The 14,858-nt window shown below is 68.5% G+C and carries 16 protein-coding genes and 4 pseudogenes; 11 read left to right on the forward strand and 9 right to left on the reverse strand.

Translation table 11 applies throughout. The annotated features are described in order from the left end of the window. On the reverse strand, positions 1-583 hold a 583-nt coding region (locus tag AB0J09_RS35525; protein ID WP_360700664.1), incomplete at its 3' end, for a helix-turn-helix transcriptional regulator. A gap of 216 nt (positions 584-799) precedes the next feature. On the opposite strand from AB0J09_RS35525, the gene AB0J09_RS35530 reads away from it, so the two are divergent. Further along, positions 800-1,822, forward strand: a complete 1,023-nt coding sequence (locus AB0J09_RS35530; protein ID WP_360700667.1) for an aldo/keto reductase — start codon at positions 800-802, stop codon at positions 1,820-1,822. A gap of 63 nt (positions 1,823-1,885) precedes the next feature. Here the strand turns inward: AB0J09_RS35530 and AB0J09_RS35535 are convergent, their stop codons facing one another. Continuing rightward, positions 1,886-2,383, reverse strand: coding sequence for a pyridoxamine 5'-phosphate oxidase family protein (locus tag AB0J09_RS35535; protein WP_360700670.1), 498 nt, complete (start codon positions 2,381-2,383; stop codon positions 1,886-1,888). A 135-nt stretch (positions 2,384-2,518) separates the two neighbouring features. Here AB0J09_RS35535 and AB0J09_RS35540 point away from each other — a divergent pair. Further along, a pseudogene (locus tag AB0J09_RS35540) lies at positions 2,519-2,677 on the forward strand (IS5/IS1182 family transposase); the annotation flags it as partial. A 67-nt stretch (positions 2,678-2,744) separates the two neighbouring features. Here the strand turns inward: AB0J09_RS35540 and AB0J09_RS35545 are convergent. Beyond that, a complete protein-coding gene (locus tag AB0J09_RS35545) occupies positions 2,745-4,172 on the reverse strand; it encodes an MFS transporter (RefSeq protein WP_360700673.1) in 1,428 nt (475 codons plus the stop codon). A 25-nt stretch (positions 4,173-4,197) separates the two neighbouring features. Beyond that, a complete protein-coding gene (gene wrbA / locus AB0J09_RS35550) occupies positions 4,198-4,878 on the reverse strand; it encodes an NAD(P)H:quinone oxidoreductase (protein ID WP_360700676.1) in 681 nt (226 codons plus the stop codon). A 77-nt stretch (positions 4,879-4,955) separates the two neighbouring features. On the opposite strand from wrbA, the gene AB0J09_RS35555 reads away from it, so the two are divergent. The 5 genes from AB0J09_RS35555 to AB0J09_RS35575 all read left to right on the forward strand — a co-directional run bounded on the left by AB0J09_RS35555 (position 4,956) and on the right by AB0J09_RS35575 (position 8,624). Continuing rightward, positions 4,956-5,405 (forward strand): MarR family transcriptional regulator, encoded by a 450-nt coding sequence (locus tag AB0J09_RS35555; protein WP_360700679.1) that lies wholly within the window; start codon positions 4,956-4,958, stop codon positions 5,403-5,405. 84 nt (positions 5,406-5,489) lie between these two features. Then, a complete protein-coding gene (locus tag AB0J09_RS35560; protein WP_360700682.1) occupies positions 5,490-6,593 on the forward strand; it encodes an FAD-dependent oxidoreductase in 1,104 nt (367 codons plus the stop codon). A 1-nt stretch (position 6,594) separates the two neighbouring features. Then, positions 6,595-7,002, forward strand: coding sequence for an aldo/keto reductase (locus AB0J09_RS35565; protein ID WP_360700685.1), 408 nt, complete (start codon positions 6,595-6,597; stop codon positions 7,000-7,002). 195 nt (positions 7,003-7,197) lie between these two features. After that, a complete protein-coding gene (locus AB0J09_RS35570; protein ID WP_360700688.1) occupies positions 7,198-7,674 on the forward strand; it encodes an LLM class flavin-dependent oxidoreductase in 477 nt (158 codons plus the stop codon). 113 nt (positions 7,675-7,787) lie between these two features. Beyond that, positions 7,788-8,624 (forward strand): NmrA family NAD(P)-binding protein, encoded by an 837-nt coding sequence (locus AB0J09_RS35575; RefSeq protein ID WP_360700691.1) that lies wholly within the window; start codon positions 7,788-7,790, stop codon positions 8,622-8,624. A 119-nt stretch (positions 8,625-8,743) separates the two neighbouring features. On the opposite strand, the pseudogene AB0J09_RS35580 reads toward AB0J09_RS35575, so the two are convergent. Beyond that, positions 8,744-9,128 (reverse strand): annotated as a pseudogene (locus AB0J09_RS35580) (transposase); the annotation flags it as partial. Positions 9,129-9,260: 132 nt separating this feature from the next. Further along, a pseudogene (locus tag AB0J09_RS35585) lies at positions 9,261-9,389 on the reverse strand (DUF6069 family protein); the annotation flags it as partial. Between the two features lie 7 nt (positions 9,390-9,396). On the opposite strand from AB0J09_RS35585, the gene AB0J09_RS35590 reads away from it, so the two are divergent. After that, positions 9,397-9,582: a hypothetical protein gene (locus AB0J09_RS35590; RefSeq protein ID WP_360700694.1), complete on the forward strand. Its 186-nt coding sequence runs from the start codon at positions 9,397-9,399 to the stop codon at positions 9,580-9,582. A gap of 79 nt (positions 9,583-9,661) precedes the next feature. Beyond that, positions 9,662-9,943: pseudogene (locus AB0J09_RS35595) on the forward strand (transposase); the annotation flags it as partial. A gap of 200 nt (positions 9,944-10,143) precedes the next feature. Here the strand turns inward: AB0J09_RS35595 and AB0J09_RS35600 are convergent. The 3 genes from AB0J09_RS35600 to AB0J09_RS35610 form a co-directional block, all read right to left on the reverse strand. Continuing rightward, positions 10,144-10,635: a carboxymuconolactone decarboxylase family protein gene (locus tag AB0J09_RS35600; RefSeq protein ID WP_360700697.1), complete on the reverse strand. Its 492-nt coding sequence runs from the start codon at positions 10,633-10,635 to the stop codon at positions 10,144-10,146. Between the two features lie 829 nt (positions 10,636-11,464). After that, positions 11,465-12,442, reverse strand: a complete 978-nt coding sequence (locus AB0J09_RS35605; RefSeq protein WP_360700700.1) for a helix-turn-helix domain-containing protein — start codon at positions 12,440-12,442, stop codon at positions 11,465-11,467. Positions 12,443-12,473: 31 nt separating this feature from the next. Next, positions 12,474-12,761, reverse strand: coding sequence for a hypothetical protein (locus tag AB0J09_RS35610; RefSeq protein WP_360700703.1), 288 nt, complete (start codon positions 12,759-12,761; stop codon positions 12,474-12,476). Between the two features lie 96 nt (positions 12,762-12,857). On the opposite strand from AB0J09_RS35610, the gene AB0J09_RS35615 reads away from it, so the two are divergent. Next, the gene (locus AB0J09_RS35615) at positions 12,858-14,123 is read left to right on the forward strand and encodes an MFS transporter (protein ID WP_360700706.1); all 1,266 of its coding nucleotides are present in this window, start codon (positions 12,858-12,860) and stop codon (positions 14,121-14,123) included. Between the two features lie 246 nt (positions 14,124-14,369). Then, on the forward strand, positions 14,370-14,555 hold the full coding sequence (locus AB0J09_RS35620) for a hypothetical protein (RefSeq protein ID WP_360700709.1): 186 nt from the start codon (positions 14,370-14,372) through the stop codon (positions 14,553-14,555). Positions 14,556-14,858 lie beyond the last annotated feature (303 nt).

Here is a 14,858-nt window from a genome sequence, read left to right on the forward strand (position 1 = left end):
CCAGCCGCGCGTCGTCCGGGCGGCGGGCGAATGTGGCGCGCAGATCCGCCACCGCTACGCGGGCGGCGTGGTCACGCTCCTCGGCCGGGAAGAGTTCACGCGCGGAGGGGTCCGTGAAGTAGCGCCACACGGCGTTGTGCTCCGCCTCGGGGCGGGCGGAGGCGTCACCGTGGAGCGCCTTGGCCATCGCGTTCTGCGCGAGGACGTCGCCGCGGTCGCTCACCACCTGGGCGGGAGCGTCGGTCAGCCGGTCGAGGACGAGGAGCAGGCCGGGGCGAACGTGCTCCGTGGTCGGCTGGTTGCGTGGGGGTTCCTCGCCGGCCAGATGGAAGAGGTGGTCCCGTTCGTCGCCGGTCAGCCGCAGCGCGCGGGCGACGGCGGCGAGCATCTGGCGGGACGGGCGTGAGCCCCTGGCCTGTTCCAGCCGCGTGTAGTGGTCGGTGGACATGCCTGCCATCTGCGCCACCTCCTCGCGGCGCAGCCCCGGGGTGCGGCGCCGTGCGCCCTGCGACAGCCCCACGACGGCAGGGGCGAGTCGGGTACGGCAGCGGCGCAGGAAGTCGGCCAGTTCGGTTCTGTCCACACCTCCACCATGCCCCGGGACGCCGAACGCAGCCAGGGACTGCCCGTCCCCGGATAAGGACGTCTCTCCCGCCGGCGCCCGCACCGCCGCACGCTGGAAGCCGGCTCGACGGACCGGCGGCGCTCCCGCAGGTGCGACGAGACGAGCGACCGGAGAGGTGTCGCAGGTGCCACACGCGGCACCTGCACGACAGTTTGCGGAAAGGGAAGATTTCGCATGCAGTACCGCACGCTCGGCCGGACCGGTATCAAGGTCAGCCCCTATGCGCTCGGCGCATTGATGTTCGCCACGTCCATCGGCAACCCCGACCACGACGACTCGGCCCGCATCATCCACAAAGCGCTGGACGCGGGAATCAACCTCATCGACACCGCCGACGCCTACGGCGACTCCGAAGAGGTCGTCGGCAAGGCGCTCAAGGGGCGACGGGACAACGTCGTCCTCGCGACCAAGGTGAGCCGCCCGATGGGCGACAACCCCAATCACCAGGGCGCCTCGCGGCGCTGGATCATCACCGCGGTCGAGAACTCGCTGCGCCGCCTGCAGACCGACCACATCGACCTCTACCAGATCCACCGGCCGGACCCCACCACGGGCATCGAGGAGACGCTTTCCGCGCTCTCGGACCTGATCCACAGCGGGAAAGTCCGTGCGATCGGGACATCCACGATGCCGGCGTCCGACATCATCGAAGCCCAGTGGGTTGCCGAGCGGCGCGGTCTGCAACGGTTCCACACAGAGCAGCCGCCGTACTCGCTGCTCAACCGCAGCATCGAACGCGAGGTGCTGCCGGTCGCCCAGCGCTATGGGGTGGGAACGCTGGTGTGGGGCCCGCTCGGGCAGGGACTGCTCACGGGACGCGTCCGCAAGGGCCGGCAGAACGAACTCCGCCGCGCCGGCTTCTTCAATCACCTCAACGACGAGCGCCGTCTCGACGCCGTAGAGCAGTTCATCTCGCTCGCGGAGACGGCGGGCTTGCCGCTGACCCACCTCGCCATGGCGTTCACGATCGCCCATCCCGGCGTGACCAGCGCGATCGTCGGGCCGCGCACGATGAGCCACCTCGACGACCTTCTCGCCGGCATCGACGTGGTACTCACCGACGACATCCTCGACCGGATCGACGAGATCGTCCCGCCCGGCACCGACGTCGGCACCCTCGACCAGGCCTTCCAACCCCCAGCCATGGAGAACCCGAGCCTGCGCCGCCGCCCCCTGACCGCCCGCGCCGCGGCCTGACCACAGATCCACTGCACCAGCACACCAGAAAGGTTCCGTCATGAGCGACATCACCATCGACGTTCAGGCGTGCTCACGCTCGGCCCGCTGCCGGACCAGCTCCTCGACCGCGCTCGGCAGGGTCGTCTCGAAGTCGATCAGCTTCGCCCACGTCGGGGTCACCACGATCCGGACCATGCCGTCGTAGAGCGAGCGGACCTCGGCCTCCCACTCGACCCGCTGCTCGGGCGTCATCTCGTACGAGCCGTTGATCTGGAGGTACTCGTCCGGGATGCCGTCGACGACGTCCAGCTCGGCCCGACCGCGGATCAGCAGGATCTTGGGCGGGTGCACCTCGGTGTCGATCGTCAGGGCGACCATCGGGTTCTCGCGCAGAGCCGGGAGCTTCGGGGCGTTCTTCGTGGTGCACATGACGATCTCCGAACCATTCCAGGTGAACGCGATCGGGACGTTCCGGGGCGTGCCGTCCTTGGCCACGTACGCCAGCCGGGTCACGTCGCGTGCCAACAGCTCTCGGCTGATCGGCCGGTCCAGAATCTCGGTGATCTCGTTCGCTCGCATAGCCGTCCCTCCAGGGTCGTTGTCGTGATCCGCCCCAGGGACGGAGCCGTCGGAGCATTCTCGACATCCGCCGGCCCCCGAGTTCCCAAATTTCTCTGGCTGCCACCGCCATGGCAGCCATCCACACCGCCGAACGGCCAAGACGTCGAACCCACCGACGGCTCCGACGGACGCCCGCGGATCGCCCGCCGCACCCCACCGAATCGGATCAGCTCCACCGTCGACCCCGAGGCCCGACACATCCGCAAAAGCCGCCGGCAGCGCGACGACGGCTACAAGGCCCACCTGGCCCTCCCTGCCGTCGCATGGATCGTACGCGGACACAGGGGTGCGGCGAGTGAGCATGCGGCGTCGCCGGCGGTCAGCCGCGCCGGTGCCGCGGCAGCAGCAGGCTGACCACCGCGATGGCCAGGCCGAGCCCGGCCGCCATGAGGAAGACCAGGTCGTAGCCGGCGGCGAGGGCGGCGGCCGGGGAACTCCCGCCGGCCTCCATCGCGGCTCTGGCGCCGGCGGCCGGTGCGAGCACCGCCAGGCCTACCGACCCGCCTACCTGGCTGGCGGTGTTGGCCAGGCCGCCAACGCTCCCCGCGTCGCCCTCGGGAACGTCGGCGGTCGCCGCGGCCATGAGGGTGGGGAAGGTCAGCCCGATGCCGACCGCGATGAGCAGCGTAGGCCCGAGCACGCTGGTGACGTAGCCGCTGTCGGCGTGTGCCTGGGCGAGCCAGCCGAAACCGGCCAGGAAACAGCCGCAGCCGGCCAGCACCAGAGGGCGCACACTGGTTCGCGGCAGGAGGGCGGCGGCCAAGCGCGCGATCACCGCGAACGTCACCGCCGCGGGTGTCTGCCCGAGCCCTGCTTGAAGCGCGCTGTAGCCGAGTACGTTCTGCAGGAATAGCGATGTGAAATACCACATCGCGATGGCAATCCCTCCGAACAGCAGCAGCATGCCGTTGCCGACGGCCACCCCCCGGATTCTGAACAGCCGCAGGGGCATCATCGGCTGGGTGGCGAAACGCGCCTCCACCACGGTGAAGACGACGAGCAGGAGCAGGCCCGCCACGGCTGGCCCGACGACCAGCACGGACGTCCAGCTATGATCGGCACTCTGCATGATCCCGTAGATCAGTGCGGCCAACCCCGTCGTCCCCGTGACCGCGCCAGTGAGGTCGAGCGATTCCCTCCGGCCGGTTCGCGTTCCGGCCAGCGACATCATGGCCACTGCGATCAGCACCGCGCCGATCGGCACGTTGATGAGGAAGACCCACCTCCACGACAGGCCAGTTGTCATGGCACCGCCCACGACCGCGCCGGCCATCCCGCCCACACCGCCCGAGGCAGACCATGCGCCGAACGCCCGGGCACGCGCGCGCTGTTCGATGAAGCAGGTGTTGATCACGGCCAGCGTCGCCGGGGCCAGCATGGCGGCTCCCATGCCCTGCGCGACGCGGGCCGCCACCAGGACCTCCGGAGCGGTCGCCAGGCCGCCGGCCAGACTCGAGGCGGAGAACAAGAAGAGCCCGGCGGTCAGCATCCGCCGATGGCCAAACAGGTCAGCGGCGCGGCCACCCAGCAGCATGAAGCCGGCGAAGGTGAGCAGGTAGCCGTTCACCACCCAGGGCAGGCCGGTGGGCGTAAAGCCGAGTTCCCGGCGGATCGAGGGTAGGGCGACGTTAACGATGGACGCGTCCAGGATCACCATGAACTGGCTGGTACACGCCAGCGCCATGATCATCCAGGCGGGGCCGGCTTGCGGCCTGGCCCACTGAGTTGCGGTGTTGGTGCTTGTCATGACTTCTTCCTTGCCGACCCGCCGCTCACGCGGTCTGGGAGGTTGTTCCGGCCCTGGTTCCACGGGTCTCCCCGTCGCCCGCGGCATCGGTGACGTGGCTGCCCCCGAGCAGCCGGATCGTGATCTGGGCCAGCCGCCGTCCCTGGTACCTGGCCGCTTCGAGCGCCGCGGCACCGGGGGCGTCTCCGGTCGGCGCGCCGGTCACAAGCGACGTGCCGTAGGGGTTGCCGCCGGCGGCGTACACGACCGGATCGGTGAATCCGGGTGGGACGATCAGCGCCCCCCAGTGGTAGAAGACATTGCTCAGCGACAAGATCGTGGCCTCGCTACCGCCGTGCCGGTTGAACGCCGAGGTGAAGGCCGTCACCGGTTTGTCGGCCAGTCTGCCTTCCTGCCACAACCCGCCGGCCTGGTCGATGAACTGCTTGAGCTGCGCGGCCGGCGCACCGAACCGGGTCGGCGTCCCGAACGCGAACGCGTCGGCCCACGCCAGGTCCTCAACCGAGGCCTGGGGGATCGACGTGGCGGCGTCGGCGTGCCGCCTCCACAGGGGGTTCTGGGCAATCGCGCTGTCGGGCGCCAGCTCGGCGACCCGCCGCAGCCGCACCTCGGCCCCGGCCGAGGCGGCCCCCTCTGCGACGGCCTGCGCGAGTGAGTGCACATTGCCTGTCGCGCTGTAGTAGATGACTGCGACCTTCACGGTCATGTCGGCTCCCTCGATGTTGCCCGGGATTAGTTATGCGGATAATGTTATGCACATAACTAACCTGTCAAGGAGAGCCCGTGGACTTCGAGCAAGCCGACGCCCTCAACCAGGCCATCCGCCTCCTGAGCCTGCGCCACCGAGCCAGGGCCGCGGCGCTGCTGGCCCCGCTCGGCCTGCACCCCGGGCAGGAGGCGCTCCTGCTCGAACTTGCCCGTACCGGCCCGATGATCCAGGCCCAGCTCAGCGAGGCGCTCGGCTGCGAGCCCCCCAGCGTCACGCTCATGACCCGCAAGCTCGAAGCCACCGGCCACATCCGCCGCAAACCCGCCCCCTCCGACAAGCGCGCCAGCATCGTCGAACTCACCGACAGCGGTAAAGCTCTAGCCGACCAGGTCAAGCAGCTATGGTGCGCTCTGGCGGAGGAAACCGTGACCGGCCTGCCCGCCCAGACCGTGGCAGAACTACCCGGCATCCTCAACACTCTGACCCGCAACGTCGACACGAGGCGCCCCCGCCACCCGCGCTGAACCTGAGAAGGAGTTGCGGTTCGGGATACGAACTAATATTGTTCGCGTCACGAACTCAACCTTTTTTGTGTTGGAGTGTTGATTATGAGTCGTACAGTCGTGGTCATCGGCGGAGGATACGGTGGCTCTGCGGTCGCCAAGGCGCTGGACTCGGAGGCCGACGTCGTCCTCATCGACCCCCGGGACGCGTTCATCAACTCGGCCGGCTCGCTGCGGGCGCTGACCCAGCCCGACTGGGCGCCCAACATGTTCTTCCCCTTCGACCAGTGGCTCAGGCACGGCACGGTGGTGCGCGACCGCGCGGTCTCGGTGGACCCCGGCGGCGTCACCCTGGCCTCGGGCCGGCGGGTTGAGGCCGACTACCTGGTCCTGGCCACCGGCTCCAGCTACGCCTACCCCGCCAAGCCCACCTCTGACTCCACCGACGAGGTCCTGGACGACCTGCTCCGGACCCACAAGGAACTGGCGGGTTCCGAGCGGGTGCTGATCCTCGGTGCTGGGCCGGTCGGCCTGGAACTGGCGGGGGAGATCAAGGAGGTCTGGCCGCACAAGCACGTGACCATCGTCGACCCGGCCGAGCAGCTGCTGGCCGCCTTTCCCGCGGAGATGCGCGAGGAGCTGCGCCGTCAGCTCGACGAGCTCGATATCCACCTGCGGCTGGGCACCCGCCTGACCGCACCTCCGGCGACCGAGCCCGGCCAGGCGGCGACGTTCACCGTCACCGCGACCGGTGGGGAGGAGATCACCGCCGACATCTGGTTCCGCGCGCACGGCGTGCGCGTCAACAGCGACTACCTCGCCGATGGCCGGCTGACGACTCGTACGCCGCAGGGGCAGGTTCCCGTCACCGAAACCCTCAACGTTCACGGGCGCGACGCCGTTCATGAGCACGTCTACGCCATCGGCGACATCACCGACGTCGCCGAGATCAAGATGGCCGGGTACGCGATGCAGCACGCCGAGGTGGTGGCCCAGAACATCATCGCCCAACTGCGCGGCGAGCAGCCGGAGGCCACCTACCAGCCCTTGCCGCACCCCATGATCCTGCTCCCGCTCGGACCGCGTGGCGGCGTCGGCCAGTTGCCCACCCCCGACGGCCCGGCCGTCGTCCCGGCCGAGACGGTCTCGGCGTACAAGGGCGCGGACCTGTTCACCGGCCGCTTCACCGAGCAGTTCGGCGCCGCCTGACATGGACTACACCCAGTTGGGCCGCAGCGGCCTCTCGGTGTCCCGGCTGGTCCTGGGCACGATGAACTTCGGGCCGGAAACGTCCGAAGCCGACAGTCACACGATCATGGACCGTGCGCAGGAGCACGGCATCAACTTCTTCGACACGGCCGACGTGTACGGCGCCAAGCCGGGCGAAGGCGTCACCGAACAGATTATCGGCCGTTGGTTCGCCACGGGCGGCGGCCGACGCGAGAAGACCGTGTTGGCCACCAAGCTCTACCTCCCGACCGGCGATGGGCCCAACGACAGGTTCCTGTCCGCGCTGCACATCCGGCGCGCATGCGAGGCGGCACTCATACGGCTGCGGACCGACTACATCGGTGGGCGCCTGGACGCGTACGCCTCCCTTGGCTGGCGCGGACGGTGACGTCGCTGTCAGCGCTGTCCGGCGGCTGCATCGTGCTCGGCACGGGAGCGGGCGGGCTGTGGGACCGGATCTCCGACATGGGATGCCGAGGCTTTCCCCGGGCGATGCCGTTGACGCCTTCGAGGAGGCGATCGTCCTGGTCAAGTTGCTGTCGGGTGGCGGTCCGCCGGTCACCTTCCGGGGCCGGTACTACAGGTGGACCAGATCGAGCCGGCCCCGGTGGCCGCGCCGCCCGTGTGGACTGGGTCGGTCGGCCCGAAATCTCTGGCAGCCACTGGCCGGGTAGCCGACGGCTGGATCCCCGGCCACGCGGCGGACTGGCGGAGCGAGCGATACCGGGCATCGCGGCCGGTCATCGACGAGGCGGCCGCGGCCGTGGGTCGTGATTCGAGCGAGATCCGCACGGTCTTCAATTTCCCCGGACGCATCACCGGCCGGCCGCTGGCCGCCACGCGGGACCGCGCCGGCCGCTGGATCGGCGGTTCCGTCGGCCAATGGGTCGAGGAACTGACCAGTGCCCTGCTGGAACACGGCACGTCGGGCTTCATCCTCTTCTCGCCAAGTGGCGGCACGCCGGACGTCGTCTCACTCGGCCGCTGGGCCAACGAGATCGTCCCGGCCGTACGAGAAGCGATCGCAAAGGAAAACGGCTTGCCTCAGTCTCTCACTTGAGCAGCCATGATGACCAAACACACCAGCCACACCTCTACCGCGCACTGCTCGGCCTCGATGAGGTGGCGGCATGAGTCCGATCACCCCTCCCCCACCAACGAACGGAGTCCGCAATGACTGACGCAGGACGAATTCTCGTCACCGGTATCGGTGGCGCACTGAGCGATATGGTCGCGCGCGCACTCCGCGACGCGGGCCACGATGTGCGCGGCATGAGCGCTGATCCCGCGGCGAATGCACCCGACGGCGTGCCGATCACCTATGTCGCCCCTTCGGACACATCGGGACTTTCTACTGCTCTGCAGACTGTGTCCAGGGTGTTTTTGGACACCAACGATGTGGACGTGCACCGCATGACTGCGGCGCTCAAGGCTGCCGACCTCCGGTCGGTGGTGGTGCTCTCCAGTGCCGTCGTGGAGTTGGCGGCCGAGTTTGACGTGTTCGGGTACCGGGAACTCGAGACCGCAGTCCGCTCGGCTGGGTTGACGTACACGTTCCTGCGGCCGACGGACCTCAGTGGCAACGCATTGCGCTGGGCCGGTCAGATCAAGCGGGGCACGGTAGCCGCGCCCTACCTCGACGCATACCAGGAGCCGGTGGACGAACACGACATCGTCGACGCCGCAGTGGCCGCCCTGTCCGAGGATCGGCACCACGGCCGGGTCTACCGTCTCAGCGGCGGCCAGAGCCTTACCCGGCGCGAGCTCATCAGGATCGTGGCCGATGCGGTCGGCCGACCGGTAGAGGCTATTGAGCAGTCACCAGACGAATGGCGGGCCGCGGCCACGGCCGCGGGGATACCCGGCCCTGCCGCGGACGCCCGCCTCGCGACCTGGTCCGCCGCAGTGGGCCGACCGGGACGCACCGACGCAACGATCACCGCCGTCACCGGTGCGGTCCCACGCACCTTCACTGTGTGGGCCACCGCCCACCGAGCCGAATTCACCTGACGCACACCCCTGCGACGACGCGGCCGATGACGCCGAAGGCGCCGCGGCCGTCGTCGGCGGTGAGCGCCGGCACGCTGCGCGACACCTTGGCCGACAAGACATCCCACGCAGTTGAGGTGTCAAGCCGCTGCGGGACATCGCGTCGGAAAGGCGGTGGCTTCTCGGAAGGGCTGACCGGTGTGGAGACATTGATGCAGGCAGCCGAGCAGGCGGTTGAAGGTGTTGCGCAAGGCGGCGGTGTGGCTGTCGCCGGAGTCGCGTCGCCGCTGGTAATGGGCGCGGGCGCTGGGCGAGGCGGTTAACGCTGAGAAAGCCCACTGGTAGCCGGCGGTGGCCAGGCGCTGGTTCTTGACACGCCGGTGCATCGCGATGCGGCTCTTGCCGGAGGCACGGGTAACCGGCGCGGACCCAGCGTAAGCCTTGAGCGCTCGCGCGTCGGCGAAGCGTGCCCGGTCATCGCCGATCTCAGCCAGTACCCGAGCGCCGGTGAGCGGCCAGCAGAGGCTGAAGGCGGGCTGCCTCGGCGTTGATGACGCGTTGTCGTCCCGCTTGGCGCAGCAGTTCGGCGATCTGGTCGACGATCAGGTGCAACAGGACCAGCACCAGTGTCGCGGCGATGCCAACGGCGCTGCCGAGCGGGCCGAACAGGGACAGGGCGAGCACGACCAGGGCGACGATCGTCCAGATCCGGCCGGGCCGGGACGCGAATCGCTCGAGAACGGCCAGCAGCCAGGCCGAACAGCAGCTACGTACCGAGGGCGACATCAGCTACGTGCAGTTCCTGCTCCTGGCCCGCCTCGCCCACGCGCACGGTCCCCTGACCATGACGCAGCCGGCCGACGGTGTCGTCTACAGCCGTAGCGGCCTGACCTACCAGGCCAGCCTGCTGAAAAGGCCGGCCTCATCACCCGCGGCCCCAGCCCCGACGACGACCTGCACCACCTTGGCGACATCATGACCCGTGTCCGCGACCACATGCGCACCCACCCGCCCCGCTCCGCCGCCCCCCGCAAACGCCGCCCCAGCCCCACCTCCGTCAGATAAAGGTCAGTCCTCACGAGGAGCACCTGGCCCGTGGCCGGGTCAACAGCGCCGATCCCGGCTGGCTGGCCCAGTACCGTGCCACGCGGCCGAAGGTGGAGCGCAAGATCTCTCATCTGATGCGGCGACGGCACGGCGGACGCCGCGCCCGGGTCCGGGACGTCACCAAGGTCGATGCCGACTTCTCACTGGTGGTCGCCGCCGTCGACCTCGCCCGGATGGCCGTGCTGGGCGCTGCCTCCGCAGCGGGCGGACGATGGGCGACAGCAACGGCGTGACCAGGCAGAACACCCTTCTGGCAGGCTCCGGCCGGACAGGACGACCCCAGCGAGCCTAGGGATAACCTTTCAGGCCGGCACGAACGACGGATCCTGTCACGCGGACGACGTCCTGCGAGGCTCTCGCAGGACGTCGTTCAGCGCACTCATCCGAAGACGCTCAACCGGGGTGACCCGCTTAACATCAGGGTCCTAGTGCGTCACTTCCTCCACTGCTCCGTGGGAGATACGCCAGGGAGCGGCTTGCCGATGACGGCAAGGGGGATGAAGAAGAAGACCTGGCTGATCGCTACGGTGAGCGTGGCAAGCGCTTTGTCGTCGTAGTGTTCGGCTACCTGCGTGTACAGGTCGGCGGGGACCCGTTCACCGTGCGGGTTCGGGGTGAGGACGGCCTCCACCAGCGCCAGGGCCACCCGTTCGGCGTCGGTGAAGTAGGGCGCGTCCTGCCAGGACGCCACGGCGGTGATGCGCTCCTCCGATTCCCCGGCCTTGCGCAGACTGCCGGTGTGCAACACGGTCAGGTAGGTGTTTCCGACAATCTGGCCGGCCCGCAGCTGCACCAGACTGATGGTGGTCTGCGGGATCGAGCCGTTCCCGGTGGCCTTGAACAGGGCTCCGCCGATCTGTCCCAGCTCGGGGATGAGCATGGAGGGGTCGGGCAGCCGCGACTGGAGCGTTTCCTGCGTGGTCATGATGGGTTCCTTTCTGGATCTCAGAGGTGGGTCACCGCTATGACGTGTCGCGAGGGGCGGAGGTGACCGGTGCTCGCGATCAATTTTTCGGGCGGTACGGTGACGACTGCTCAGCCGCTACCGTTCCGCCTTGGTCTCTTCACACGTGCGTGCTGTGTGCCTCTTCGGAGGCGGTCTGCTGCTCGAGCTCTATGCCCTGATTCGTCGGACGCGGCCGTAGGAGGAGCGCGGGGCGAGGGATGGCACCCAGGTAGGCGTGGGCGGCGACGCTGACGCCCGGGTCAAGGTCGCCCTGCTGACCGGACCCCTGGCCGCCGCGGTCGTGGCCACGGGCGGCTGCAGTTCGCGGTTTCCGTGACGGTGGCCATGGACGATGGCGAGCGCGCCGCTGTGGGCAAGCGCATCGACCAAGCCCTCACGTCGGTGTTCTGCCCTGCATCTGCCACCAGCGGGACGCACGCTTCCGCCTCATAGCACCGGCGTGTCGCCTGGACGCGTCGGGGCAGGCCCGCCGGGACCCCCAACCCCCGCCGTTGACCCAAGCCCCTGATCACACAGAGCTTTCCTCTGGTCGTTAGTGGGCGAGGCTGGCGACGGATGCGTGGCCGGAGTAGGCGAGCAGAGTGCCGGTGTTGGCGCCGTTTTCGGCGGCGTGGTGAGGGCGGAGTGGCGTAGGTCGTGCAGGGTCCAGCCGGGTGCGGCGGCGAGCTGGTCGGGGTTGGTGATGTCGGCACCCTCCGCCGACCCGCACGTCTCGTGGTGCGAGGTGCGGGCTCACCGCCTGGGCGATGGTGAGCTGGGTGCGTGAGGTTGGTGAAGGTGGCACTGGTCAGCGGGGGTTGAAGGTTTGCCGGTAGCGGTTCGGGGAGGTGTAGACGTGCTTGGCGAAGTGTTGTCGGAGGTTCATCGAAGTGCCGAAGCCGCATCGCCGAGCGACCTCTTCCACGGAGAGATCTGAACTTTCGAGGAATTCCTGGGCCAGGTGGATCCGCTGCAGGAGTAGCCATCGCTGCGGAGTCGTCCCGGTCTGTTCGCGGAACCTGCGGTTGAGGGTGCGCTGGCTGACGGCAGCGTGGCCGGCCATGTCGGCCAGCGTGATCGGTTCGGAGAGGTGATCGCGGATCCAGCGCATCGTCGGTTCGAGCGAGCCGTGGTCTGGGCCTGGTCGGGGATGGATGATGAACTGGGCTTGCCCACCGTCGCGTTGGGGTGCGACGACGGTGTGCCGGGCTACTTCGGCCGCGATGGCGGACCCGAAGTCGGTGCGGACCATGTGCAGACACAGGTCCAGCCCAGTGGCGGCACCGGCCGAGGTGAGCACGTCGCCTTCGTCGACGAACAAGACGTCAGGATCCACGTTGACGTCCGGGTAGCGCTCAGCGAGCTGGGCCGCGCTGCTCCAATGGGTCGTGGCCGATCGGCCGTTGAGCAGGCCGGCGGCCGCTAGTATGACCGCTCCGCTGCAGATCGAGGCGATCCGCACACCCCGGTCGTGCGCGTCCCGCAGGCATTGGATCACCGCCCGTGTCGGTTCCCGGTCCTCGTTGCTGCCAGGGACGACGATCGTGTCAGCGGTGTGCACCATGTCGAGCAGATGCGGGGCTGTCATCCGGAACAGCGCCACACCCCCGGCACCGGTCACCGTCAGACGGCGCCGTTCGCCGCAGATCAAGGTCTCATACAGCGGCTCGCCGAACAGGGCGCCTGGGGCTTTGTCCAGCGTGTGGGCGAGGCCGAACACCTGCAGGGGGATCGCCAGGTCGAGGCTGTCGACACGATCGACAGCCAGGACAGCCACTCGATGCATGGCCAGAAACTATCGACCATCGGCATTCTTGTCACTGGTTCACCGACCAGCGCCGCTGAACGATAGAGGAATGCTGCTGCTTCAGCCCGCCGTATCTCTCGTCGTCTTGTTCCTCCTGGCACTGAACGGCTGGCTCGCTCATCAGTTGCTCGACCCAGCCGGTCGCCGAGGCCCGGCGCGACGACGGCCCGTCGACCCCATCTTCGAGCCGCACGAGCAAATCAGCTGGCATCGCCGTCACCGCCGGCGTGCCGCAACGAGCGCGCGGTACCGGCTCCGGACCTGACCGGAGATCAGTCGCCCCCAGCTCGGCGATCAAAGCGGCATGTGGCCCCTGGACACGAGGAGGACAAATTCCTTGACCCCCACACCCACTGTCCGGCATGGACAGGACGCCAAAGTGAGTCTCCTGGCCATGCTCAAAGGACTGACCGGCGGATACGACGCCAGCGCCATGGCCGGCGCGCTATTACTGGTCACGGACCATTTCCGGCTCACCACGACTCAGCAGGGCTCGCTGTACGCCGCTACGGCGGCTGGGTGGATCGTTGGCGCGCTGCTGGGCAGCAGGCTCGTCAACACGCTCGGGCGTCGGGCAACCCTGATCTGGCTGGCGCTGCTGTACGTGGCAGCCACCGCCCTTGCCGTGACGTCGGAAACCCTGGTTTGGTTGGACTCAAGCCGCTTCGTGCAGGGCACCATGATGGGGGTCGCCATCGTGGCGATGCCCATCTTCATCGCTGAATCGGGCTCGACGCGCGCTCGCGGACGCATTGCGGTCCTGTACCAGGTGGCGACCTCTCTCGGGTGTGCGATGGGCTACCTTTGCGGCTACCTTCTCACGGGCGGCGGGCAGTGGCGCCTGATGCTCGCCATTCCCGGTGTCCTCGCCCTCGCCAGCACCGTGCTGCTGATACGGCTGCCCGAGACCGACCGCTGGCGTCAACTCCAGCAGGAGCGGAGGGCCGACTCGACGGCCGGTGCCTCGCGTCGGCCGGGTGTCTTGCGCACCATGCTCAGTTCCCGATACAGGGCGCTGACGCTCTTCGTTGTCACGCTGGGCTTTTTCGTGCAGGCTACGGGCGTCAACGCGGTAGTGTTCTTCAGCCCCCGGATCTTCCAGCGCATGGGCTATACCGATAGTTTCGGGCTGCTGGTGCTGCCTGGCTTCGTCCAACTGGCGGGCGCTGTCGCGGCGTTCGTCTGCGCGTTGACGATCGACCGGTTCGGCAGACGGCTCGTTCTGCTCACCGGCACCGCTCTCATGGGCCTGGGCCATGCGCTGATGGTGCTCATGTTCGCCACCAACTCTCCCGAAGTGGTGGGTTTCCTCGGCCTCATTGTCTTCATCATTGGTTTCAACTCCGGTTTCGGAGCGGTGGTGTGGATCTTTGCTGCCGAAGGCTTCCCAGACCACCTTCGTGGCGCTGGAGCGTCGGTCATGCTGCTGACGAACCTCACGACGAACCTGTTCATCGCCCAGTTCTTCCTCGACCTGCTCAACACCGTTGGCGGCATGCTGACCTTTCTCATCCTCCTGGCCATCACCATCCTGGCGTGGGTCTTCGTGCACTTCCTGGCTCCGGAGACCAAGGGCCGCTCCCTGGACGAAGTCCAGTCCTACTGGGAAGGCGGCAGGCGCTGGCCTGCCACCGGCGACATGCCCGACGCCCGCATATGATCATCGACGCGGGCCCGAACCGCCGGCACCGCTGTTCTACCGCCGCTCCAGGAGGGCCGAGTTCATCGAGTATGCCAGGGGCGAGGTCCCGGAGTATGGCGGAAACGGGCCGCGCTGGGCTGCTGACCAGACAAAAGCACAGCTCTGTCCGATCTCCGGAACAACGTCACCGCAGGCCAACGCGTCAATGATGCTTCGCTTGGCATTCCGGCCACATCCGTCGTACTGCGGACCACCGCCGAAACCTTGCGGCAAGACCTGCGCCTGACCTGCAGTTCCAGGGGGCACGGCGCCTTTACGCCATATTCCGGCCGCACCCCCACCACCCAGGACCAGGCCGCCCGCGACGTCCAGGTCGCACAGGTTGCGCAGGCCCGCGCCGAGCAGGGCCAGGCGGACGCCCGCCAGGCGCTCGAACACGCCTCCCCGTGAGGGCCTGGCGGGCGAGCTCACCGGAACCCGGGATGAGCCTCAGGAGGAGTGCGCCGCGCGGTCCGGGCAAGGGCAGCTTACGGAGTTGCGTGCCGAGCTGGAGCAGTCGCGCACCGAACGCCGCGGCGGCGGACGGAAGGGCTGAGCGTTTCGATGGTTTTCGCGGACGCCACTGCCTTCCGGCACACGGAGTCAGCTGAGCGCGTGCGGGATGCGGTCGAGCACGGGGTCGCTGGCCAGGCCGTAGGCGTAGAAGTCGACGGCTTGCGCGCCGGCCGCCCGGGCGCCGCGCACCTTGGCGGT

Origin of the sequence: Nonomuraea sp. NPDC049784 (assembly GCF_040659615.1) — a bacterium.
Classification (GTDB): Bacteria; Actinomycetota; Actinomycetes; order Streptosporangiales; family Streptosporangiaceae; genus Nonomuraea.